We start from the raw sequence: 21327 nt of genomic DNA, 5'->3' as shown, positions 1-21327 counted from the left end.
CCACGACTGAACACGCACGGTGATTATGACTGGTGAGGTGCCCGTTTTCCAAACGAGGTGGTACCCGGCCGACGGGGACCCGCGGGGAAGGGGGGCCGCGGCCCGCCGGCCGGGTGGCGCGTCAGACGCCCGCGTACTGCTTGATCCAGCTGCGGTACGTACCGACGGAGGTGTAGTTCGACGTCGACTGGCGGTCGCTCGTCGAGGCCACGCCGACCTGGACGCCCGAGGCGAACATCGGGCCGCCCGAGTCACCGCCGGCCGCGATGCCGTTGCCGCGCGTCACGGTGATCGCGACGCCGCCCCGGTAGTCACGGCCGTTGGTGTTGGTGACGCGGGTGTCGGCGACCTTCAGGTAGCGCGACTGGCAGTTGATCTCCGAGCCGCAGCGCGACGTGGCGCCCCAGCCGTAGATCTGCACGGTCTGGCCGTTGCGCGTGCTGGCCGTCGTGCCCAGCGGCGCGTAAGTGGCCTGGACGGACGTGGTCAGCTCGGCCAGCGCCAGGTCGACCGACGGGTGCTGGATGACCCGCTTCGCGGTGGCCATCGTGCCGCCGCTCTGCTGGTCGAGGCTGCCCACGCGGAACGTCATCGTGCCGCCGCCGGCCACGCAGTGCTGCGCGGTCAGGATCCACGTCGGCGCGATGATCGTCGCCGTACAGGTCTGCTGGCCGTTGGCGAACAACCGGGCCGCCCACGGGGCGTTCGACGCGGTGCCGCCGCCGATGATGTACGGCGTGACACCGCCTTCGGCGGCGGACGCGGAGGGCGCGATCGTGGTCAGGGCGATCGCGGACAGGAACGCGGCGGTCGTGCCCACCACCGCTTGGACAGTGCGAGTGAAACGCATCGGATGCTCACCTCTACGAACGCAGGGAGTGGTGAAATCACCACTCTCAGCGTCACGCTTGGGAGCGACCTGACGACACCCGCCGATCGTCGCGCGCGCGCCAGACGTTGGTCGGGCGCCCGAATGGACCTATTCGTCCTCTTCGTCCACGCCGAGCGCCCATCGGCGCACCGGGTTGGTGAACAGCGATCCGATCACCAGGACGACGTACAGCGCAAGGAGCGCGCCCCACAGCTGCCGGGCGGACGGCCCGTACATGTACCAGGCGACGCCGAGCAGCAGCAGCTGCACGACGATCGCGGGCGACCGCGCCCACCGGCGGCCGAGCACGAGCCCGATTCCGCAGGCCAGCACGCCCGCGCACAGGACCACGAAGTACGCCGCCTCGCCGAGGACCTTGCCGGGTTCGTCGACCGCGAACGCGCGGACCACCAGGGCGACGGCGAAACCGAGACCGAGAAGTCCCTCGACGGCGGTGAACACGCCCGCTACCCGGACCGCGACCGGAACCTGCTTCGACTCGGACACGCTGGGCCTTTCCTCACGGTGCGTACTCGTCACGCATCGTAGGCCACCCGGTTGGCGAGTCCCGTTCGACCGTCCCGCGAGCGAAGATCAATGGGTCTTCGGCGAGCCGGCGGTCGGGTCGGGGTGCACTTGTCGCAGGACGGTTCCGACAAGCAGGACAACGGGACTACGCGGGAGGGAGATCTCGACCACTTTCGAGGGCGCTCACTCTGCCTACCGGGTGACGCGTAGCCTGCCTGGGCTCACGCGCTGTCCTACTCTGCGGTAGTGCGCGCACTTCTGGTGGTCAACCCGCAGGCGACGGCGACTACGCCTGCCGGCCGGGACGTGCTCGCGCACGCACTGGCCAGTGACGTGAAGCTCGACATCGTCGAGACGGCCTACCGCGGCCACGCGGCGGACGCCGCCGCGGGCGCCGTGGGGGACGGCTACGACCTCGTGGTGGCGCACGGTGGCGACGGCACCGTCAACGAGGTCGTGAACGGCGTGCTGCGCGGCGGCACCCGCCCGGGACTGCCGATGCTCGGCGTCGTGCCCGGCGGGTCGGCCAACGTGTTCGCGGGCGCGCTCGGCCTGCCGCGCGATCCCGTCGAGGCCACCTACCGACTGCTCCAGGCGATCGAGCACGGCACCAGCCGCAAGGTCGGACTCGGCCGGGTCGCCTCGGCCGGCGACGACGGCGGGCACGACCGTTGGTTCACGTTCAACGCCGGTGTCGGCTGGGACGCGGACGTCGTGGCCGGAGTGGAAGCACAACGCGCGAAAGGCCGTGAGGCTTCACCCGCTCTTTACGCGCGAACCGCGTTCGCGAGTTATGTGGCACAAAGAAGGCGCCGCCAATCTTTGACAGTGAACATCCCCGGAGAGCCGCCGATAGAGGGTGTGCGACTGGCGTTCGTGTCGAACACGGACCCGTGGACCTACTTGGGGGACAAGGCGATCCGCCTCAACCCGAGCACCTCGTTCGACGGCGGCCTGGGCCTGTTCGCCCTGCTCGGACTGGGTCTGCCCACGATCGCCCGGTACGTCGCGCATCTTCTCGCCACCGACGGGAACCCCAAGGGCGGTAACCTGCTGAGGCGGGACGACGTGGAATTCGTGCGGGTGACCTGCGCGGAACCGGTCAACCTCCAGGTGGACGGGGACCTGCTCGGCGAATGCACCGAGGTGGAGTTCACGTCCGTACCGGCGGCACTCACCGTGGCGGTGTGACCCGCGCGTGATCGGGTCGCTACCCGACCGCGACATTGTCGCGGGCAACCGATGCGCGCCGTGAAACCGCAGGTGAACTCAGTCGATCTTTCGGGTGAGTTCACTCACCGGGTCAGTGCTAAACCCTTGACATCCGCGCCGTTCGTGAAAGCATTCACAAGCACCCCAAAACCAACCGCTGACGACCGGCGTGCTCTGGCACGCCTAGCTGAGGAGTAGTTCCGATGGACTGGCGCCACCGCGCGATCTGCCGCGACGAGGACCCCGAGCTGTTCTTCCCCGTAGGGAACAGCGGTCCCGCGCTCCTCCAGATCGCCGAGGCGAAGACCGTCTGCCGTCGTTGTCCCGTCGTCTCCGACTGCCTCTCGTGGGCACTGGAGAGCGGCCAGGACGCCGGCGTGTGGGGCGGGATGAGCGAGGACGAGCGTCGTGCCCTCAAGCGTCGCAACGCCCGGACCAGGGCCCGCAGCAACGCCTGAGCAGCACCTGAAGCGAACGAAAGGCCCGACACCGTGCCAGGTGTCGGGCCTTTCGCCGTTAATGCACACCCTCCCGCATGACCACGTGACTCCGCTGAGGTAGGTCGTCACGTGTGCACGCCGAGCAGTCTAACGCCGGGCCCTGAGGGGCACGCGCAGGACCGCCTCAGTACCGCCTTCGGGCCGGCGCCGCAAGCTCAGCGACCCCCTGAGTTCGGATTCCACGAGCGTCCGCACGATCTGGAGCCCCAACCGGTCCGTGCGCTCCAGCGAGAACCCCGGCGGCAGGCCGCGGCCGTCGTCCGAGATCACGACGTCGAGCCACTTGGCCGACCGTTCCGCGAACACCACGACCTCGCCGCGCTGGCCCGGCGAGTACGCGTGCTCGAACGCGTTCTGCACGAGTTCGGTGAGGACCATCACCAGCGGCGTCGCCAGTTCCGCGGGCACGATGCCGAACGGTCCCTCGCGCCGCACGCTCACCTGCGAGTCGGCGGCGGCGACATCGGACATCATCGGGATGACCTTGTCGACCACGTCGTCCAGGTCGACCCGTTCGTCCACCGACATCGACAACGTCTCGTGCACCAGGGCGATCGACGTGACGCGGCGGACGCTCTCGGCCAGCGCCTCGCGCGCCTCCTCGCTGCTGGTGCGGCGGGACTGGAGGCGCAGCAGCGCGGCCACGGTCTGGAGGTTGTTCTTCACGCGGTGGTGGATCTCGCGGATCGTGGCGTCCTTGGACATCAACGCGCGGTCGCGGCGGCGGACCTCGGTGACGTCGCGGCAGAGCACCAGCGCACCGGCGGCACTGCCGCGTGGACGCAACGGCAGCGCGCGGAACAGCACGGCCGCGCCCCGACGTGACTCGGCCTCGATGCGCATGCTCGGCTGACCGTCGAGCGCCTGCCGGATGCGTTGCGCCACCTCGGTCGCGTCGAACGGGTCGCCGATCAGCGACCGGGTCAGCGGGGCCAGGTGCACGCCGATGAGATCGCTCGCGTGGCCCATGCGGTGGTACGCGCTGAGCGCGTTGGGGCTGGCGAACACGACCGCGCCGGACGCGTCGAGCCGGATCAGCCCGTCGCCGACCCGCGGGCTGGTGTGCACGTCCGGACTCGGTTCGGTGGTCGGGAACGTGCCGTCGGCGATCATCTGGCACAGGTCGGCCGCGCTGCCGAGGTAGGAGATCTCCAACGGGCTCGGCACCCGCGGCACGGCCAGGTTGGTGTTGCGGCTGAGCACCGCGATCACGTCGCCGTCGTGCGTGACCGGGATGGCCTCGCGGCGGACCGGGACGCCCAGGTGCCAGCGCGGGTCCTCCTCGCGGCAGATCCGCCGTTCGGCGACGGCCCGGCGCAGCTGCGGGTGCTCGTCGACGACGACCATGCTGCCGACGACGTCCTCGGGGTGTGCGGTGGGCGCGGTCGTCGGCCGGGCCTGGGCGACGCAGAGGAACGTCGTGTCGTCCAGCGGCACCCACAGCAGGAAGTCCGCGAAGCTCAGGTCGCCGAGGAGCTGCCACTCGGCCACGAGGAGCTGGAGGTGGTCGACGCCTCGACCGGACAGTCCGGTGTGCTCGGCGAGGAGGTCGGTCAACGTGGACAGGTGCGCCACCGCCTTGCTCGTCGTCCGGGTGCCGGGCCCATCCAATCACGGGTCCGTGCGCCGGGCCGGTACGGGCGTGACACACTGGGGTGAAGCAGTCTTGAGTTCAAGGAGAACGCGATGTCGAAGCGTGCCCGCAAGCGCCGTGACCGCAAGAAGGGCGGCGCCAACCACGGGAAGCGTCCCAACGCCTGACCTGGTTGCGGAGCCCCGGCCATGCCGGGGCTTTTCCATGTCCGCAGGTCAAGCGGCCAAGCTTCGCGAGTTATGCACTCAGGCACCGCGAGTTGTGCGTTCAGGCACCCGCAGCCGGGGGCTCGGCGGGGTGCCTGAACGCATAGTTCGTGGTGTCCGAACGCACAACTCGCGGTGTCCGAACGTATGACTCGCGCGGCTACTCGGGGGTGGGCTGGGGGGCGGCGGCCTGGCTCTGCCGGATCTTGTCGCGCAGGCGCTGCTTGAGCTCCTCCGGGGCGTGCTCGCCACCGCACTTCTTCGCCAGCAGCGCCTTCAGGTGCTCCTCGATGCCGTACTGCTCAAGGCACGGGTGGCACTCCTCCAGGTGCGTGGCGAGCAGGTTCTTGCGCTTCTCGTCGCACTCGTGGTCGAGGAAGAGCCAGACCTCGGACAGCACTTCCGAGCAGTCCGTCTCGTGGTTCCCGCAGCTCATTTGCCGGTCACCGCCTGCCGACCCGCGCGCAGGAAACCCCGGTCCCGGGCCACGTCCGCCAACTGCTCGCGAAGCTGCCGGCGGCCCCGGTGCAACCGGGACATCACGGTGCCGATGGGGGTGCCCATGATGTCTGCGATCTCCTTGTACGCGAAGCCCTCCACGTCCGCCAGGTACACGGCGATGCGGAACTCCTCGGGGAGGCGTTGCAGGGCTTCCTTGACGTCGGTGTCGGGCAGCCGGTCCATGGCCTCGACCTCGGCCGAGCGCAGGCCCGTCGAGGTGTGGCTCTCGGCCTGGGCCAACTGCCAGTCCGTGATCTCGTCCGTCGGCTGCTGCAACGGCTGGCGCTGCTTCTTGCGGTAGCCGTTGATGTAGGTGTTGGTCAGGATGCGGTACAGCCACGCCTTGAGGTTCGTGCCCTCGGAGAACGACGCGAACGCCGCGTACGCCTTGAGGTACGTCTCCTGCACCAGGTCCTCGGCGTCGGCCGGGTTGCGGGTCATCCGCAGGGCCGCCGAGTAGAGCTGGTCGAGCATCGGCATGGCGTCACGTTCGAACCGGCGCGCGCGCTCTGCCGTCGTCTCGTCGGCCGACGTGTCCTGCGTTCGCGTGGCTGGCACCGCGCTCCCTTCCCACCGGCCTGGCGACCCGGCGGACGAGCCTGTCTGGGACGGGTTCGAGGATACGCGGCGCTCGCCCGGTCGGCAGGGAGCCGAGCACCGCGGCGGGCGCGCTTTCGCGACGCGGTTGACCTGCTGTTCCATCACCTCGGATGCCACGTCCAGCCTCAACGCGCCGCCCCGGCGGATCATTCCCCGGACCGGGTGCGTCCACCTGCTGGACTAGGCTCCGCGATCATGGCCGGACGTGGGACCCCCGCCACGGCGCTGCTGGACAAGCAGCGGGTGGCGTACGAACTGCACGCGTACGAGCACGATCCGAGGCACGAGTCGTACGGGCTCGAAGCCGCCGAGGCGCTCGGTATCACGCCCGAGCGCGTGTTCAAGACGCTCGTCGCCGAAGTGGACGGGAAGCTCGCGGTCGGCGTCGTCCCGGTCACCGGCCAGCTCGACCTCAAGGCGCTGGCCGCCGCGCTCAAGGGCAAGAAGGCGAAGATGGCCGACGTCGCCGCCGCCGAACGCGCCACGGGCTACGTCGCGGGCGGCATCTCGCCGCTGGGCCAGAAGAAGCGCCTGCCGCTCGTGCTCGACGCGTCCGCCCAGGACCACGAAACGATCTACTGCTCGGCCGGCCGCCGGGGTCTCGAGGTCGAACTCGCACCGGCGGACCTGGTCCGGCTCGCCCAGGCCGTGGTCGCCCCGATCTCGGGCTGAGCCGCTCAGCCCAGCGGACGCAGCACGCGGTCGAGCCACTCGCCGACCGCGCGTCCCAGGCCGTCCAGGTCGGCCTTCAGGTTGTGGTCGCCCGACAGCACGACCAGCTCGCGGTGGTGGGCCGTCTCCGGGCGCCCGAACGGGTCGTTCTCGCCCTGCACCACCAACGTCGCCACCTCCACCGCGTCCAGCTCCGGCATCCGCGACTTCTCCGGCTTGCCGGGCGGGTGCACGGGGAACGCCAGGCACAGCACCGCCACCGCCTGCCCGACCGACGCCGTCCGGCACGCCACCCGCGCGCCCGACGACCGGCCGCCGAACACCAGCGGCAGGTCCGCGAACCAGGTCGAGCCGAGGTCCTCGGCCACGGCCAGCCACGCCGCGTCCAACTGCTTGGCCGGCGCCGGTGCCCGCCGGCCCGCGACCCGGTAGGGCTGCTCGACCAACGCCACGTGCACGCCGACGTCCACCGCCGCGCGCGTCGCCACCACCAGGTCCGCCGCGTCGATCCCGCCGCCTGCGCCGTGCCCGAGCAACAGCCCGGCGCGGCCTTCGGGCGCGCAGTGCAGCTCGGCCCGCGCGGGGCCATGGGGCGTGTCGAGGACGCGCGCGGTCATAGCTCGAACAACGTCGGCTCGGGCTTCTCGGCTTCGCCGAGCCGGACCGCGTCCATGAGCGTGGGGTCGTTGTTCCTGATGCTGTTGACGCGCATCGACACCGGCCGGAGTTCGAGGCCCGACACCAGGTCGGGCACGGGCTGGAGCAGATCGGCCGGGTCGGCGCGGTCCGGGTCGAGCCACGCGCCGACGCGGTCGGGCGTGAGCAACAGCGGCATCCGATGGTGCACGTCGCGCATCTCCCCGACGGCGTCGGTGGTGAGCACGGCGCAGGTGATGACCGGTCGGCGCTCGTCGCCGTCCTGCTGCCACCACACCGACCAGATGCCCGCCATGGCCAGGCTCGACCCGTCCTCGGGCGTGATGAAGTACGGCTGCTTGCGACCCTCGCCCGGCTGCCACTCGTACCAGCCGGCGGCCGGCACGACGCACCGGCGCTTGGCCGCCGCGTCCCGGTAGGCGGGCTTCTCGCGCACGCTCTCGGCCCGCGCGTTGATCATCTTGGCGCCGCCGGAGAGGTCCTTGGCCCAGTGCGGCACGAGGCCCCAGCGCATGACGCGGACGGTGCGTTCGGTCGTGCTCTCGTCGACGTTGCCGTCGTCGTCGCGCGGGTGGCGTTCCACGACCGCGAGCACGGACTTCGTCGGCGCGACGTTGTAGTCCGGCGCGGGTGCGTCGCCGTCGGTTGCGTCCACCGCGTCGAACTCGGCGGCCAGCAGGGCCGGGTTCTTGGTGGAGGCGTACCTGCCGCACACAACCGATCACCTCCAAGGCGGCCATCGTCGCACGTCGGCACAGCCGGTGCGAGCCGTCGACCACCCCATGCGGAATCATCGAAGCCATGACTCAGCAGTGGTCCGCACCCACCGCCGACGGGCCCGTCCACGCGACGGTACCCGTACCCGGTTCCAAGTCGATCACCAACCGAGCCCTCGTGCTGGCCGCGATCGCCGCCGGCCCCTCCACCCTCAACGCTCCCCTGCGCAGTCGCGACACACTGCTGATGGCCGCCGCGCTGCGCTCGCTCGGCGTCGGCGTCGAGGACGGACCCGACGGGTCCTGGTCCGTCACGCCCGCACCGCTGCGCGGCCCGGTCGACGTCGACTGCGGCCTGGCCGGCACGGTCATGCGCTTCCTGCCGCCCGCCGCCGCGCTCGCGGCCGGCGACGTCCGGTTCGACGGCGACGAGCACGCCCGCGTGCGGCCGATGGGCACGATCCTCGACGGCCTGCGCGGGCTGGGCGTGGACGTCGAGGGCGACGCGCTGCCGTTCACCCTGCGCGGCAAGGGCGGCGTGCCCGGCGGCGAGGTCACGATCGACGCGTCGGCGTCGTCGCAGTTCGTCTCCGGACTGCTGCTGTCCGGCGCCCGGTACGAGGGCGGCGTGACCGTGCGGCACGTCGGACCGCCCGTGCCGTCCCTGCCGCACATCGAGATGACCGTGGCGACGCTGCGCGCGGCGGGCGTGACGGTCACGGTCGGCGAGAACGTGTGGCGCGTCGAGCCCGGCCCGATCGCCGGTCGGGTGTGGGACGTGGAGCCGGACCTGTCGAACGCGACGCCGTTCCTCGCCGCGGCGGCCGTGACCGGCGGGAGCGTGACCATCCCCGGCTGGCCCGCGGAGACGACGCAGCCCGGCGGCGCGGCCCGCGACCTGTTCACGCGGCTGGGCTGCGAGGTCGTCACCGACGAACGCGGCCTGACCGTGCGCGGCCCGGAGCGGCTGACCGGCATCGACGTGGACCTGCGCGACGAGAGCGAGCTGACGCCGACCGTGGTCGCGCTGGCGGCACTGGCCGACGGGCCGTCGCGCATCCGGGGCGTGGCGCACATCCGGGGCCACGAGACCGACCGGATCGCCGCACTCGTCGCCGAGGTCAACCGGCTCGGCGGTGCCGCCGCGGAGACCGCGGACGGGCTGACGATCGACCCGCGGCCGTTGCGCGGTGGGCAGTGGCAGGCGTACGCGGACCACCGGATGGCGACCGCGGGCGCGATCATCGGACTGGTGGTGCCGGGGGTGACCGTGGACGACATCGCGTCGACCGGAAAGACGATCCCGGACTTCCCGGGCATGTGGTCGGCGATGCTCGGGGCGCGCTGACGTGGCTCGCGGTGACTGGCGCCGGCTCGACGAGTCCGACGTGCGGGTACGGCCGGGCAAGGGCACCCGGCCGCGCAGCAAGCTCCGGCCGGAACACGCGGACGCCGTGCCCGCCATGGTCGTCGGCGTCGACCGGGGGCGGTGGACGTGCGCCGTCGACTCCGACCCCGGACAGCTGGTCACCGCGATGCGCGCCCGCGAACTCGGGCGCACGCCCGTCGTCGTCGGCGACCGGATCGGGCTCGTCGGCGACACGTCGGGTCGACCGGACACGCTGGCGCGGATCGTGCGCGTGGCCGACCGCAGCAGTGTGTTGCGGCGCACGGCCGACGACACCGACCCGTTCGAACGCGTCGTCGTGGCCAACGCCGAACTGCTGGTGATCGTGTCCGCGCTGGCGGACCCCCAGCCGCGCCGGGGCTTCATCGACCGGTGCCTCGTGGCGGCGTACGCGGGCGGGCTGGAACCGTTGCTGTGCTTGACGAAATCGGACCTGGCGCCGGCCGAGCCGCTCGTCGCCGCGTACGCCGAACTGGACCTGCCGGTGGTCGTGACGCGGTCGGACGTCGACCCGGCGCCGTTGCGCGAACGCCTCGCCAACCGGGTGTCGGCGTTGATCGGGCACTCGGGCGTCGGCAAGTCGACCCTGGTGAACCGGCTGGTGCCGGACGCCAACCGGGCGGTCGGCGTGGTGTCGGGCGTGGGCAAGGGGCGGCACACGTCGACCCAGGCCGTCGCGTTGGCGCTGCCCGAAGGCGGGTGGGCCGTGGACACGCCGGGCATCCGGTCGTTCGGGCTGGCGCACATCACGCCGGACGACATCGTGGCCGCGTTCCCGGACATGAAGGCGATGGCCGAGGAGTGCCCGTCGGGCTGCGGTCACCTGGGCGTGCCCGAGGACCCCGACTGCACGCTCGACTCGTTGGTGGAGTCGGGCGAGGCGTCAGCCGGGCGGTTGTCCTCGTTGCGCCGGTTGCTGGAGTCGCGAGGCAAGCTCGAAGAGTACGAGTAGTCCCTGCGTCCGAACGGGTGCGTCGCGGCGGTTCGCGTTCCGTTCGGCACGCGGGTCGGCGGTAGCGTGCGCAGCCGTGGCGAGAGTGACCGGCATCGGCGGGGTGTTCCTGCGCGCACGCGACCCTTCACGGCTGGCGGTCTGGTACCGCGACCGGTTGGGCGTGCCGATGAGCACGCACGGTGCCGTGACGTTCCACTGGGCGGAGACCGAGACGACGACGTTGGCGTTGTTCGCGCACGACACCGAGTACTTCGGCGAGCCCGGCCAGCGCACGATGCTGAACCTGCGCGTGGACGACCTGGCCACCCTGCTGGAACAACTGCGCGCCCAGGGCGTGGAGGTGTTGCCGCAGACGGAGGACTCCGAGTTCGGCCGCTTCGGCTGGTGCGTGGACCCGGAGGGCAACCGCATCGAGCTGTGGCAGCCCGCACCGGGCATGTGACCTGCCCGAGTGCGTGTTTCAGGGTGTCCGAGTGCGCAGTTCAGGGTGTCCGAGTGGAGGACTCGCGCGGGTTACATGAGTTCCAGGAGGAACGGGATCTCCTGGGGGACGTACCACGCCAGCTCGTGGTCCTCGGCCGTGCCCAGCACGAACTCGGCGTCGGGGTCGCCCAGGTCGGCCGCGTCGATCACCTCGGCGGCCTCGCGCACGGCGTCCTCGGCCTCGCCCGTGTCCACGTGCACGGCCGCGATCGACGACAGCGGCACGGGACCGGACACCTTCACCACGGAGAAGTCCAGGTCCGGGCGCACGGTCGCGTCCACGTCCACCGACACCACCACCCGCCGGTAGAACGGCTTGTCCTCGGCCGCGATCAGCCGCAACGAGGCACGCGCCGCGTCCAGCATCGCCGAGTACTCCAGCTCCTCCGTGTCGCCGGTCGCGTACGACTCGCGCAACGCGGGCGTGAGGGCGAATCCCGTTCCGCCCACGGGGGCGAACTCGTTCCGGTCGACCAGGTCGCGCAGCAGCGCGACGGTCGCGGGGAGGTAGACCCTCATGACGACACCGTTCCCATCAGTTCCTCCACCGACTCCTCGACCATGGCGGCCAGGACGTCGACGTCCGGCATGGCGTCCCGGTCCGCGTTCAGCCCGAAGTACACGTCGCCGTCGTAGGACGTGACCCCGATCGACAGCGCCTGGTTCTTCGCCAACGGCACCACCGGGAACATCTCGATCATTCTCGCCCCCGCCGCGTACAGCGGCACCTGCGGCCCCGGGACGTTCGTCACCACGACGTTGAACAGGCGCTTGGAGAACGAACTCGCGGCACGCGCGCCCAACGCGTGCAACGTCGGCGGCGCGAACCCGGAGAACCGCACCAGGGTCTGCGCGGCCACCGACTGCCCGGACTCCCGGTGCGCGCGCATCGCGTGGCTCACGTGGTGCAGCCGCACGACCGGGTTGGGCTCGCCGACGGGCAGGTCCACCAGGTACGCCGCCACCTCGTCGCCGCGCACCGACATCGGCGCCATGGCCCGGATCGTGGTGCGCGACCCGACGACCTCGCCGCGTGACAGCAGCCAGTCGCGCAGGGCACCTGACAGCACGGCGAGCACGCCGTCGTTCACGCTGCCGCCGTGCGCGCCCCGGATCGCGCGGAAGTCGTCCAGGCGCGTGCGCGCCACGGCGAACCGGCGCTGCGGCGAGATGCGCACGTTGAGCGGGCTGCCCGGCGCGGGCGTGGCCGCCGACCACACGGCCGAGGCGAGCCCGCCCACGGCGTTGCCGACCTTCCGCACGGTCGCGACCGTGTCCAGCGTCGCCGACCGCACGTTCTCCACGAGTTCGCCGGGCCGCTGCACGACCTCGGCCAGCGCGTCGACGACGAGCTGCGCGGGACTGGGCGCGGGCTCGGGCATCCACAGCGACTCGGCCGGTTCGCGCGGCGTGGGCGACACGTCCAGCATCACCTGCCCGATCTCGGGCGCGGCGAGACCGTCGACCATCGCCTGGTGGGTCTTGGTGATCACGGCCGTCCGGTTCCGGGCCAGGCCCTCGACCAGGTAGACCTCCCACAGCGGGCGGGCGTGGTCGAGCGGGCGGGACATCAGCCGCGCGACCAGGTCGTGCAACTGCCGGTCGGTGCCCGGCTTGGGCAACGCGGACCGCCGTACGTGGTAGGTCACGTCGAAGTCCTGGTCGTCCACCCACACCGGCCGGGCCAACCGACCCGGCACGTGCACGACCTTGCGCCGGTAGCGGGGCACGAACGACAGGCGGCGTTCGATCAGGTGGACGAGCCGGTCGTAGTCGAAGCCCGAACGCGGCCGGCGGAACACCGCGACCCCGCCGACGTGCATCGGCGTCGTGGAATCCTCCAGGTACAGGAACGAGGCGTCCAACGCGGACAGGCGGTCGGGCATGGCCACCAGGCTAGCCCGCGCAGCCGGCCACCAGCCTGTTCACGGCCGCCACCTCCGCGGCGTCGCGCCGGTACCGGGACAGCCGGATCTCGGCGGCCTCGGGCATCGCGTGCCGGACCGTGTCGTCGACACCGGCCAGGAACGCCTGGACGAGCCGTCCGCGCACGACCCGCTTGAACGCGCGCAGCTCCGTCACCGCGATCGCCAGCCAGCTCAGCGCCACGTCGACCATCCGGTCGCCGCGTGCCGCGCTGGCCCAGTCGACCACGACGGGACCGTCCGGCCCGAGCACCACGTTGCCGGGGTGCAGGTCCAGGTGCAGCAGGGCGCCGGAGCCGGGCAGGAAGTCCGGCACGGGCGCGGTGTCGAGGCGTCGGTGCAGGTCCGCGAGCTGCCGACCGAGGGCGGCGGCACGCCACGGCCGGGCGTCGACCTCCTGCGACATGCGCGGGCCGGGGACGTACTCCATGACCAGGTCGCGCTCGGAGGCGTCGTGCACGCGGGGCACCGGGATGCCGTGCGCGTGCAGGTGCCGCATCAGCTCGGCCTCGGGCACCAGGTCACGGCCCGTGCGGGCACGCTTGACCAGGAGCCCGTCGGGACGCAGGAACACGTCCGACTCCCGGCCGCGGGCGATCGGCTGCGCCACGTCGCGCAAGGTCATGTGACGATCATCATGCATATGACGCTGGGCACAAGACCCGAACGGGTGCGATTCCGCCGATTTCGGGGGTGGGAACATCTGCGCGTGGACGTCTCCCCGAAGGACCGCTTCGTCACCGTGTACGGCCGCAAGCCCGTGCTGGAAGCCCTCGACGACCCCGCGCTGGAGGTCGACAAGGTGATGCTCGCCGACGTCGCCCGGGGTCAGGCGGCCCGGGAGATCCTGGACGCGGCGGCCCGCCGGGGCGTGCCCGTGGTGCGGGCGACCGCGCAGCGCGTGAAGGTCCTCGCCGGCAACGGCAAGCAGGACCAGGGCGTGCTCGCCGACGTGATCGCGCCCCGCATGCGCCCGCTGGCACACGCACTGCGCGACCGGCCACGCGGCGTGCTGCTGCTCGACGGCATCACGACGCCCGCGAACGTGGGCATGATCCTGCGCACGGCCACCGCCGCCGGCTTCGACGGGATCGTCGTGCCCAGGCGTGGCGTGGCGTCGCTGGACCCGCTCGTGGTGAAGGCGTCGGCCGGGGTGGCGTTCCGCGCGCCCGTGATCCGGTGCGCCACGGCGGGCGAGGCGGCGGCGGAACTGCGTGCCGCCGGGTACCCCCTGTTCGCGTTGGACGCCCGCTCGTCGGACACCGTGCACACCGCCGACCTGCCCGAACGGGCCGCTTACGTGCTCGGCGGCGAGACGTCCGGCATCTCCGACGAGGTACGCGCCCACGTGACCGGGTGGCTGTCGATCCCGATGGCGGCCGGCGTGGAGTCGCTGAACGTGGCGAGCGCGGCAGCCGTGCTCTGCTTCGAGGTGGTCCGGCGGAAGGGCTAGAACTCCAGGTCGAGCAGCACTTCCAGCTCGGCGAGCGTGTCACGCACCCGCCGGTGGTGGACACCGACCATGCCCGCGTCGACGGCGGCCCACACGTTCATCGGGACGTCGTCGACGAACACGCACTCGCCCAGTTCGAGCCCCAACCGCCCGGCGACCAACGAGTAGATGCGCCGATCGGGCTTGGCGATACCGACCTCGCCCGAGGTGACGACCGTGTCGAACACGTCGTGCCAACTGGCAGGCGGAGCCCACAACCCGTCGGCGTTCGACAGGATCGCCGTGCGGATGCCGTGCTTGTGCGCGACACGTGACGCGGTCAACAGGGGCGGCTCGGCCACGTCGACATCGTCACCGTGGTCGGTGAGCACCCCGCCGAAGTCCAGTACCAGTCCACGCACCGTTCCTCCATCGGGTGATCTTCGTCCGCACCGGCCGCCCACCGCCCTCGGTTCAGCATGCCACCGCGAATCCGCCCACTGCCCGACACGTGGACCACACCGGACCACGATCACGTCGCGGGCGCACAGGCCCTGGTGAAGATCATGGTCGAAGTCCTCTCCGGCCACCGCCCCCTGACCCGGCTGGCGGACCACACCACCCGCACCGCGCGGGACACCATCCGGGAAAACCTCGACACCGGCCCGATCCGCGCGACGCGCGTACACCTGCGCCCCGTGTCACCCACGATCTGCGAGGCAACCGGCACAGTCGTCGACAACGGCCGCCTACGCGCCATGCTCCTACGCGCGGAACTGACCCCGACAGGCTGGATCTGCACCCGCTTCCGCCTACTCCCCTGACCAGACAAGAAGGACAAAATCGCCCACCCCACGACCGCCGCAACACCAGACCCCCGCGCCCGTCTCCCAGCGGAGACGGGCGCGGCCCGACAGCGATGCCGGAACACACACCGCAGGGTGCCTGGGTGCACATTTCACGGTGCCTGAACGCACAACTCGCGGTGTCTGAACGTATAACTCGCGCGTTGGCGAGTGCACCGACACAACGGGGCGGGTCCACACCGGACCCGCCCCGGAAGATCGAGAAGATCACCCGCGAGGCTTGCGATTCCCCTTGGCCTGCGCACGAGCCTGCGCCCGCCGCTCCTTCCGCGTACCGCCCTGGCCACCCTGCCCACCGGCAGGCTTGTCCGACGACGTCTCCGCGTCCCCGCTCTCCGAAGGCCCGGAGTAGCTCAGCCGCTGCTGCCCGCCCTGGTTCCCCAACCCCTTCCCGCGCAGAGCCGGCGGAATGGCGTTGCCCTCCAACTGGGCCATGGCAGGCCCGGCCGGAGCCTGATCACGACCACGTTCCTCCTGCTGGGCGGCCGCAGCCGCCCGAGCCCGCGCCCGGCTGCCGGTCAACGGCCCCGCGCCGTTCGCGATCGACACCTGGACCGGCGGCTCGGGAGCCGGCTCCGGCTCGGCGGCCTCGACCTGGAGGTTGAACAGGAACCCGACGGTCTCCTCGCGCAACGCGTCCAGCATCGCGTTGAACATCTCGAAGCCCTCGCGCTGGTACTCGATCAACGGGTCGCGCTGGGCCATCGCCCGCAGGCCGATGCCCTCCTTGAGGTAGTCCATCTCGTAGAGGTGCTCGCGCCACTTGCGGTCCAGCACGGACAGCAGCACCCGCCGCTCCAGCTCGCGGATCGCACCGGGCCCGACACGGCCGTCGATGTCGGCCTCCCGCGCCGCGTACGCGTTCATCGCATCTTCCTGGAGCTTCTCCTTCAGGAACTCCTTGGTGACGTCGTCGTCCGACTCCAGCAGCGCCTCGTAGTCCAACGACACCGGGTACAGCGTCTTGAGCGCCGTCCACAGCTTGTCGAAGTCCCAGTCCTCGGCGTAGCCGTCGGCGGTCGCGCCGTCGACGTAGTCGGAGACCACGCTGGTGATCATGTGCTCGACCTGCTCGCGCAGGTCCTCGCCGTCGAGCACGCGGTGGCGCTCGGCGTAGATCACCTTGCGCTGCTCGTTCATGACCTCGTCGTACTTGAGGACGTTCTTGCGGATCTCGAAGTTCTGCTGCTCGACCTGGGTCTGCGCGCTGCGGATGGCCCGGGTGACCATCTTGTGCTCGATCGGCACCTCGTCCGGCACCTTGAGCCGCGTCATCACGGTCTCGACCATGGCCGCGTTGAAGCGGCGCATCAGCTCGTCCTTGAGCGACAGGTAGAACCGCGACTCGCCCGGGTCGCCCTGACGGCCGGAACGACCGCGGAGCTGGTTGTCGATCCGGCGCGACTCGTGGCGTTCGGTGCCCAGCACGTACAGGCCGCCGGCCTCGCGGACCTCTTCCGCCTCGGCCTTGACCTCGGCGGTGATGTCCTCGATGACCTTCGACCACGCCTGCTCGTACTCCTCCGGCGACTCCACCGGGTCGAGGCCGCGCTCGCGCAGTTCGTGGTCGGCGATGATGTCCGGGTTGCCGCCCAGCACGATGTCGGTACCGCGGCCGGCCATGTTCGTGGCGACCGTGACGGCGCCCTTGCGGCCCGCCTTCGCGATGATCAACGCCTCGCGGTCGTGGTGCTTGGCGTTGAGGACCTCGTGCGGGATGCCCTTGCGGACCAGCAGTTTCGACAGGTACTCGGAGCGCTCGACGCTGGTCGTGCCGATCAGGACCGGCTGGCCCTTCTCGTGGCGTTCGGCGATGTCCTCGGCGACGGCGTCGAACTTCGCCTCCTCGGTCTTGTAGACCAGGTCGGACTCGTCCTTGCGCTGCATCGGCCGGTTGGTCGGGATGGGGACCACGCCGAGCTTGTAGGTCTGGTGGAACTCCGCGGCCTCGGTCTCGGCGGTACCGGTCATGCCGCCGAGCTTCTTGTAGAGGCGGAAGTAGTTCTGGAGGGTGATCGTGGCGAGCGTCTGGTTCTCGGCCTTGATCTCCACCCCCTCCTTGGCCTCGATGGCCTGGTGCATGCCCTCGTTGTAGCGCCGGCCGGCGAGCACGCGGCCGGTGAACTCGTCGACGATCATCACCTCGCCGTTGCGGACGATGTAGTCCTTGTCGCGGGTGAACAGCTCCTTGGCCTTGAGGGCGTTGTTCAGGTAGCCGACGAGCGGGGTGTTGGCCGCCTCGTACAGGTTGTCGATGCCGAGCTGGTCCTCGATGTAGGCGACGCCCGCCTCCGTCACGCCGACGGTGCGCTTGCGCTCGTCGACCTCGTAGTGGGTGTCCTTCTTCAGGCGCGGCGCCATCCGGGCGAACTCGAGGTACCAGCGGCTGGACTGGTCGGCCGGGCCGGAGATGATCAGCGGCGTCCGGGCCTCGTCGATCAGGATGGAGTCGACCTCGTCGACCAGGCCGAAGAAGTGGCCGCGCTGGACGCACTCGTCGAGGCTCCACGCCATGTTGTCGCGCAGGTAGTCGAAGCCGAACTCGTTGTTCGTGCCGTAGGTGATGTCGGCCTGGTAGGCGACCCGGCGCTGCTCCGGCGTCATCTCGGAGAGGATCGCGCCCACGGTCAGGCCCAGGAAGCGGTGGATGCGGCCCATCCACTCGGCGTCGCGCTTGGCGAGGTAGTCGTTGGTCGTGATGACGTGGACGCCCTGGCCGGCGATCGCGTTGAGGTAGGTCGGGAGGACCGACGTCAGCGTCTTGCCCTCACCGGTGCGCATCTCGGCGATCTGGCCGAGGTGCAGTGCCGCGCCGCCCATGAGCTGGACGTCGAACGGCCGCTGGCCGAGGGTGCGCTTGGCGCCTTCACGGACGACGGCGAACGCCTCGGGGAGGAGTTCGTCCAGCGACTCGCCCTCGGCGTAGCGCTTCTTGAACTCCTCGGTTTTGGCCCGCAGCTCCGTGTCGGAGAGGTCGACGACCTCGTCTTCGAGGTGGTTGATGTGCGCTGCGATGTTGCGCAGGCGCTTGAGCATCTTGCCCTCGCCGGCGCGGAGCAGTCGGGACAGCACCATCTTGGGTCGACCTCATCACCTGATCGCCACGCGCCTGTGAGGGCGCCTTCCAACGGCTGGTCACACGTGTGACAAGCCTTGTCCATCTGCCATCGTAGGCAAGACGCGAAGGTGTGTGCACAGACACAGGTAGGAAGGGGTGCGGGACGTCCCGTAACGGTCGACTTCCTTGATCGACTCTTCGCTGTTCGGACGGGTCCCCGCAGCGGTCGGCCGCCGCCTGTTCAAGGGGGCCGTCGCCCGAATCGCCCTTTCCAGCGGTCACCCGCCGCCGGGCCGGCCACCCAGGAGGGTTTGTCCTTCGACACCCGCGAGTTATGCGTTCGGACACCGCGAAATATGCACTCGGGCACCTTGTTCGGGTGGTCGCGGCCCAGGTCGACACGCGAGTCCTCCACTCGGACACCCTGAATTGCGCGGTCGGACGACGGGTACCGCCGGCCGTGTTTCCGCAGTGCTCGACCGCCCCGGCATCGACGGGCGCGGGCCTCACATGGGTGGGCGATGCCGACGGGATGGTTCGACGACCATGGCGATCGAACGGCCGTGAACCACCGAAGCCGAAGGTGGCCGGCCAGGAGTGCGGGTCGGGCGGGACGCGAACTCGGGTGCGGGTGCGAGGCGTCCGGCCAGGGGCAAGAACGCCGGGATGGGTGAGTGCCTCGGGGGTGGTCCGGCGAGCGGAACACCGCACTGGGCAGAGGGTGCCGCGGCTTTCGGCACCCGGGTTCGGCACCGGTGCGCGTTGGCAGCGCGGGTCAGGGCAGCGCGGACCGAGGCGGCGCGAGGCTGCGAACGTTTGACGGATGACCGAGTCGGGGATTCGCTGACGCCCGTCCGGGCGTCCCACCTTGGCGCGCGAGCGATCGGAGTCGTGCCGGATCACCCCACCTTGGCAAGAGTCCGCCGGGAGCCGTGCGGAAGGAGACATCAGGCGGACCGGCGGCGGCGCGGGCAACCCGGCTCACGGACAGACCGGCGACATCATGAGCCCGGCGGTGATGGGAACGCGTTGACCGGAGGCAGCGGCCCTGGCAGCGGAACGGCACGGTAGACCGACGACCTCGGGAGCCGGAAAGCACCGGTGCGCCGGAGCTTCCGACCGGGGACATCGGGTGGACCGGAGGCAGCGGCGGACCGGTGGCATCCGGTGGCGGCGAGGACACGGGCGCGGCGGCATCGGGAGCCGGGAGGTGCGGGTGCGGCGAGGCTCAGGCGGGCTGGTGGCATGGGAGCGACCCCCGGCGTGGGGCGCCGGGGGTCGTCGGTCGGGTTGGTCGGATGGTCCCGTTTGCTTTGGGTGCCCGCCGGCTGCGGCGGCGGGCCGGTGGTCAGGCGAGCCTGATCACGCCGTAGTCGAAGCCCTTTCGGCGGTAGACGACGCTCGGGCGTCCGCAGTCGGCGTCCGCGAACAGGTAGAAGTCGTGGCCGACCAGTTCCATCTCGTAGAGGGCCTGGTCGACGGTCATCGGCTTGGCCGTGTGCTCCTTCTCGCGCACGACCTGGCCGGGCAGGTTGTCCTCGACGTCCTCCCAGCGCTGCTGCGCGGGCACCTCGGCCAAGCTGCCGTAGGCGGCCTCCGGCTCGGCGGCTTCGAGCACGGCGGTGTGGCCCTGCCAGGCGCGCTGTACTTCGCCGTCGCGGTCGGCCGGGGAGGACGGCATCCCGCCGAGTCCGCTGGTCGCCTCGGCGACCGACGTCAGACCGCGCCGGCTGTGGTGCACACGACGACGGTCGTGGGCGCGGCGGAGGCGGTTCTCGATCTTCGCGACCGCGGCGTCGAGCGCCGCGTAGAAGTCGCCCGCGCACGCCTCCGCCCGGATCACCGGACCCCGGCCCTTGCCGGTGATCTCGACGCGCTGGCAGTTCTTCGCCTGGCGGCGGTTCGGTTCGTGGAAGAGTTCCACGTCGAAGCGGATGACCTTGCGGTCGTAACGTTCGAGCCTGGCCAGTTTCTCGGCGACGTGCACCCGGTAGTGATCGGGCACCTCGACGTTACGGCCCTTTACGACGATGTCCATACACGACCTCCCTCGCGTTGCGGCGAGCTGTGGCTTGGGATGGCTGCGGCACCGGTTTCGCGATCGTCTTTCGCGTCAGCGTCGCCGAGAGTCTCCCCTCAGCACTCAACCGGAGCCAGGGTCATGGGCTGTTCGCCTCCTCCCCGCGTGCCGGGAACGCTGATAGCGGTGCACGTTAGCCCGGTATTCGCCGCCGCGACAGCCCCCGACGCGGGGGAAGTCCAAGTTTTTCCGGCGATGACTGAGAGCGACGAAGCAACGGGTTCCACGCCGACGCCACGCGGACGGCCACGATCGGCCCGCGACCGCGCGCTCACCCGTTCGACGCACCGGCGCTCGCCCCTGTGGCGCGGCACCCGCGAGACCGAACGGCCTTGGCATGGGCGTCATGTCAGGCCAACGGTCGAGCACTGCTCGTGGTTCCCGCATCCGGTCACCCGGGCGTGTCGCCGCGGCGCACGGCGGTCAACGTCATGACGGCGGATACCCGCAACCCCGCCGATAGCAACATCGAAGTGCACGCGGCGGCCGTCGCACCCGTCGTGACCACGTCGTCCAGCAACACCACGGACGTGCCGGGCGGCGGCAGACCGGCCGGCACGAGCCGCACCCGACCACCCAGGTTGGCCCGGCGCGCGGACGCGTCGAGGCCGACCGAATCCCGCACGCCGCGTGCGTACGCCAGCGCGGGCGCGACCCGCGCGCCGGAAGCCCTCGCCACTCCCACCAAGTGGGAACCGCCCCGGCGTCGGATCGCGGCACGGCGTGATGGCGCGGGCACCAGCCACCGGTTCCCGGACTCGTCCGGGAACATGCCGGGAAGTACCGGCAGCGCGGCGGCGATCAACGCGCCGAACACCGCCGCGAGATCACGCCGACCCCGTTCCTTCAAGGCGAGGACGAGTTCACGCGCGGCGCCGGCGTAGTCGGCGAGCGTGAATACCGGCGACCCCGGGAAAGGCACCCGACGCGGCGGCCCGAAAGCACCCAGACAACGCGCACAGGAACGCACACCCTCGGCTCCGCACCCCGCGCAGCGGATCGGGAACAGCAATGTCAGGACCATGGACCCCACTGTGCTCAGGGGGTCCGACAATTCGGGGGC

General features: G+C 70.9%; 23 protein-coding genes. 9 read left to right on the top strand and 14 right to left on the bottom strand.

The window, feature by feature from the left end:
* Positions 1-121 precede the first annotated feature (121 nt).
* Complete coding sequence (locus F4559_RS02885; protein WP_184666025.1) at positions 122-850, bottom strand: S1 family peptidase; 729 nt, start codon at positions 848-850, stop codon at positions 122-124.
* A 129-nt stretch (positions 851-979) separates the two neighbouring features.
* Positions 980-1378 (bottom strand): hypothetical protein, encoded by a 399-nt coding sequence (locus tag F4559_RS02880; RefSeq protein ID WP_221447125.1) that lies wholly within the window; start codon positions 1376-1378, stop codon positions 980-982.
* Between the two features lie 267 nt (positions 1379-1645).
* Here F4559_RS02880 and F4559_RS02875 point away from each other — a divergent pair, with 267 nt between their 5' ends.
* The gene (locus F4559_RS02875) at positions 1646-2590 is read left to right on the top strand and encodes a diacylglycerol/lipid kinase family protein (protein ID WP_184666023.1); all 945 of its coding nucleotides are present in this window, start codon (positions 1646-1648) and stop codon (positions 2588-2590) included.
* Positions 2591-2814: 224 nt separating this feature from the next.
* Positions 2815-3069 carry a WhiB family transcriptional regulator gene (locus tag F4559_RS02870; protein WP_053719541.1) on the top strand — a complete coding sequence of 85 codons (255 nt, stop codon included), beginning with the start codon at positions 2815-2817 and terminating at the stop codon, positions 3067-3069.
* 129 nt (positions 3070-3198) lie between these two features.
* Here the strand turns inward: F4559_RS02870 and F4559_RS02865 are convergent, their stop codons facing one another.
* The gene (locus tag F4559_RS02865; protein WP_184675413.1) at positions 3199-4677 is read right to left on the bottom strand and encodes a sensor histidine kinase; all 1479 of its coding nucleotides are present in this window, start codon (positions 4675-4677) and stop codon (positions 3199-3201) included.
* A 120-nt stretch (positions 4678-4797) separates the two neighbouring features.
* On the opposite strand from F4559_RS02865, the gene F4559_RS36655 reads away from it, so the two are divergent.
* On the top strand, positions 4798-4872 hold the full coding sequence (locus tag F4559_RS36655) for a 50S ribosomal protein bL37 (protein ID WP_096498094.1): 75 nt from the start codon (positions 4798-4800) through the stop codon (positions 4870-4872).
* Between the two features lie 199 nt (positions 4873-5071).
* Here the strand turns inward: F4559_RS36655 and rsrA are convergent, their stop codons facing one another.
* Both rsrA and F4559_RS02855 read right to left on the bottom strand, forming a co-directional pair.
* On the bottom strand, positions 5072-5347 hold the full coding sequence (gene rsrA / locus F4559_RS02860) for a mycothiol system anti-sigma-R factor (RefSeq protein ID WP_184666022.1): 276 nt from the start codon (positions 5345-5347) through the stop codon (positions 5072-5074).
* Positions 5344-5970 carry a sigma-70 family RNA polymerase sigma factor gene (locus F4559_RS02855; protein ID WP_184666021.1) on the bottom strand — a complete coding sequence of 209 codons (627 nt, stop codon included), beginning with the start codon at positions 5968-5970 and terminating at the stop codon, positions 5344-5346. The genes rsrA and F4559_RS02855 overlap by 4 nt, the downstream gene beginning before the upstream one ends.
* A gap of 237 nt (positions 5971-6207) precedes the next feature.
* Here F4559_RS02855 and ybaK point away from each other — a divergent pair, with 237 nt between their 5' ends.
* Positions 6208-6684, top strand: a complete 477-nt coding sequence (ybaK, locus tag F4559_RS02850) for a Cys-tRNA(Pro) deacylase (RefSeq protein WP_184666020.1) — start codon at positions 6208-6210, stop codon at positions 6682-6684.
* A 5-nt stretch (positions 6685-6689) separates the two neighbouring features.
* Here ybaK and F4559_RS02845 read toward each other — a convergent pair whose 3' ends face one another.
* Together F4559_RS02845 and F4559_RS02840 are read right to left on the bottom strand one after the other, a co-directional pair.
* On the bottom strand, positions 6690-7301 hold the full coding sequence (locus tag F4559_RS02845; protein WP_184666019.1) for an alpha/beta hydrolase family protein: 612 nt from the start codon (positions 7299-7301) through the stop codon (positions 6690-6692).
* Positions 7298-8056, bottom strand: a complete 759-nt coding sequence (locus F4559_RS02840; RefSeq protein WP_184666018.1) for an SOS response-associated peptidase — start codon at positions 8054-8056, stop codon at positions 7298-7300. The genes F4559_RS02845 and F4559_RS02840 overlap by 4 nt, the downstream gene beginning before the upstream one ends.
* Before the next feature lie 86 nt (positions 8057-8142).
* Between F4559_RS02840 and aroA the strand changes: the two genes are divergently transcribed.
* The 3 genes from aroA to F4559_RS02825 all read left to right on the top strand — a co-directional run bounded on the left by aroA (position 8143) and on the right by F4559_RS02825 (position 10862).
* Positions 8143-9405 (top strand): 3-phosphoshikimate 1-carboxyvinyltransferase, encoded by a 1263-nt coding sequence (gene aroA / locus F4559_RS02835; RefSeq protein ID WP_184666017.1) that lies wholly within the window; start codon positions 8143-8145, stop codon positions 9403-9405.
* Position 9406: 1 nt separating this feature from the next.
* Positions 9407-10417 carry a ribosome small subunit-dependent GTPase A gene (gene rsgA / locus F4559_RS02830; RefSeq protein WP_184666016.1) on the top strand — a complete coding sequence of 337 codons (1011 nt, stop codon included), beginning with the start codon at positions 9407-9409 and terminating at the stop codon, positions 10415-10417.
* A gap of 76 nt (positions 10418-10493) precedes the next feature.
* Complete coding sequence (locus tag F4559_RS02825; protein WP_184666015.1) at positions 10494-10862, top strand: VOC family protein; 369 nt, start codon at positions 10494-10496, stop codon at positions 10860-10862.
* 71 nt (positions 10863-10933) lie between these two features.
* Here the strand turns inward: F4559_RS02825 and F4559_RS02820 are convergent, their stop codons facing one another.
* From F4559_RS02820 to F4559_RS02810, 3 genes are read right to left on the bottom strand one after another with little or no spacing between them, the layout of a single operon-like run.
* Positions 10934-11422 carry a DUF6912 family protein gene (locus F4559_RS02820; protein WP_184666014.1) on the bottom strand — a complete coding sequence of 163 codons (489 nt, stop codon included), beginning with the start codon at positions 11420-11422 and terminating at the stop codon, positions 10934-10936.
* The gene (locus F4559_RS02815; protein ID WP_184666013.1) at positions 11419-12789 is read right to left on the bottom strand and encodes a WS/DGAT/MGAT family O-acyltransferase; all 1371 of its coding nucleotides are present in this window, start codon (positions 12787-12789) and stop codon (positions 11419-11421) included. The genes F4559_RS02820 and F4559_RS02815 overlap by 4 nt, the downstream gene beginning before the upstream one ends.
* A 10-nt stretch (positions 12790-12799) precedes the next feature.
* Positions 12800-13453, bottom strand: a complete 654-nt coding sequence (locus F4559_RS02810; RefSeq protein ID WP_184666012.1) for a phosphotransferase — start codon at positions 13451-13453, stop codon at positions 12800-12802.
* A gap of 84 nt (positions 13454-13537) precedes the next feature.
* On the opposite strand from F4559_RS02810, the gene F4559_RS02805 reads away from it, so the two are divergent.
* Positions 13538-14281 (top strand): TrmH family RNA methyltransferase, encoded by a 744-nt coding sequence (locus tag F4559_RS02805; RefSeq protein ID WP_312865450.1) that lies wholly within the window; start codon positions 13538-13540, stop codon positions 14279-14281.
* On the opposite strand, the gene F4559_RS02800 is transcribed toward F4559_RS02805, so the two are convergent.
* Positions 14278-14682, bottom strand: coding sequence for an HAD-IA family hydrolase (locus F4559_RS02800; protein ID WP_184666010.1), 405 nt, complete (start codon positions 14680-14682; stop codon positions 14278-14280). The genes F4559_RS02805 and F4559_RS02800 overlap by 4 nt on opposite strands.
* Positions 14683-14739: 57 nt before the next feature.
* Between F4559_RS02800 and F4559_RS02795 the strand changes: the two genes are divergently transcribed.
* A complete protein-coding gene (locus tag F4559_RS02795) occupies positions 14740-15084 on the top strand; it encodes an Rv3235 family protein (RefSeq protein WP_184666009.1) in 345 nt (114 codons plus the stop codon).
* 249 nt (positions 15085-15333) lie between these two features.
* Here the strand turns inward: F4559_RS02795 and secA are convergent, their stop codons facing one another.
* From secA to F4559_RS02780, 3 genes are all read right to left on the bottom strand, one after another.
* The gene (secA, locus tag F4559_RS02790) at positions 15334-18201 is read right to left on the bottom strand and encodes a preprotein translocase subunit SecA (RefSeq protein ID WP_184666008.1); all 2868 of its coding nucleotides are present in this window, start codon (positions 18199-18201) and stop codon (positions 15334-15336) included.
* 1331 nt (positions 18202-19532) lie between these two features.
* Positions 19533-20222: a ribosome hibernation-promoting factor, HPF/YfiA family gene (gene hpf / locus F4559_RS02785; RefSeq protein WP_184666007.1), complete on the bottom strand. Its 690-nt coding sequence runs from the start codon at positions 20220-20222 to the stop codon at positions 19533-19535.
* A 433-nt stretch (positions 20223-20655) separates the two neighbouring features.
* Positions 20656-21288 (bottom strand): ComF family protein, encoded by a 633-nt coding sequence (locus tag F4559_RS02780; protein WP_184666006.1) that lies wholly within the window; start codon positions 21286-21288, stop codon positions 20656-20658.
* Between the last annotated feature and the right edge of the window lie 39 nt (positions 21289-21327).

The organism is Saccharothrix violaceirubra, from assembly GCF_014203755.1.
Classification (GTDB): domain Bacteria; phylum Actinomycetota; class Actinomycetes; order Mycobacteriales; family Pseudonocardiaceae; genus Actinosynnema; species Actinosynnema violaceirubrum.
This window is presented reverse-complemented; position numbering and strand designations above follow the sequence as displayed.

Coding starts and splice junctions, on each gene's coding strand:
- F4559_RS02885 (WP_184666025.1), bottom strand. CDS start 850: ATGCGTTTCACTCGCACTGTCCAAGCGGTGGTGGGCACGACCGCCGCG.
- F4559_RS02780 (WP_184666006.1), bottom strand. CDS start 21,288: ATGGTCCTGACATTGCTGTTCCCGATCCGCTGCGCGGGGTGCGGAGCC.
- F4559_RS02815 (WP_184666013.1), bottom strand. CDS start 12,789: ATGCCCGACCGCCTGTCCGCGTTGGACGCCTCGTTCCTGTACCTGGAG.
- F4559_RS02810 (WP_184666012.1), bottom strand. CDS start 13,453: ATGACCTTGCGCGACGTGGCGCAGCCGATCGCCCGCGGCCGGGAGTCG.
- rsrA (WP_184666022.1), bottom strand. CDS start 5,347: ATGAGCTGCGGGAACCACGAGACGGACTGCTCGGAAGTGCTGTCCGAG.
- hpf (WP_184666007.1), bottom strand. CDS start 20,222: ATGGACATCGTCGTAAAGGGCCGTAACGTCGAGGTGCCCGATCACTAC.
- secA (WP_184666008.1), bottom strand. CDS start 18,201: ATGGTGCTGTCCCGACTGCTCCGCGCCGGCGAGGGCAAGATGCTCAAG.
- F4559_RS02820 (WP_184666014.1), bottom strand. CDS start 11,422: ATGAGGGTCTACCTCCCCGCGACCGTCGCGCTGCTGCGCGACCTGGTC.
- aroA (WP_184666017.1), top strand. CDS start 8,143: ATGACTCAGCAGTGGTCCGCACCCACCGCCGACGGGCCCGTCCACGCG.
- F4559_RS02845 (WP_184666019.1), bottom strand. CDS start 7,301: ATGACCGCGCGCGTCCTCGACACGCCCCATGGCCCCGCGCGGGCCGAG.
- F4559_RS02795 (WP_184666009.1), top strand. CDS start 14,740: ATGCCACCGCGAATCCGCCCACTGCCCGACACGTGGACCACACCGGAC.
- ybaK (WP_184666020.1), top strand. CDS start 6,208: ATGGCCGGACGTGGGACCCCCGCCACGGCGCTGCTGGACAAGCAGCGG.
- F4559_RS02870 (WP_053719541.1), top strand. CDS start 2,815: ATGGACTGGCGCCACCGCGCGATCTGCCGCGACGAGGACCCCGAGCTG.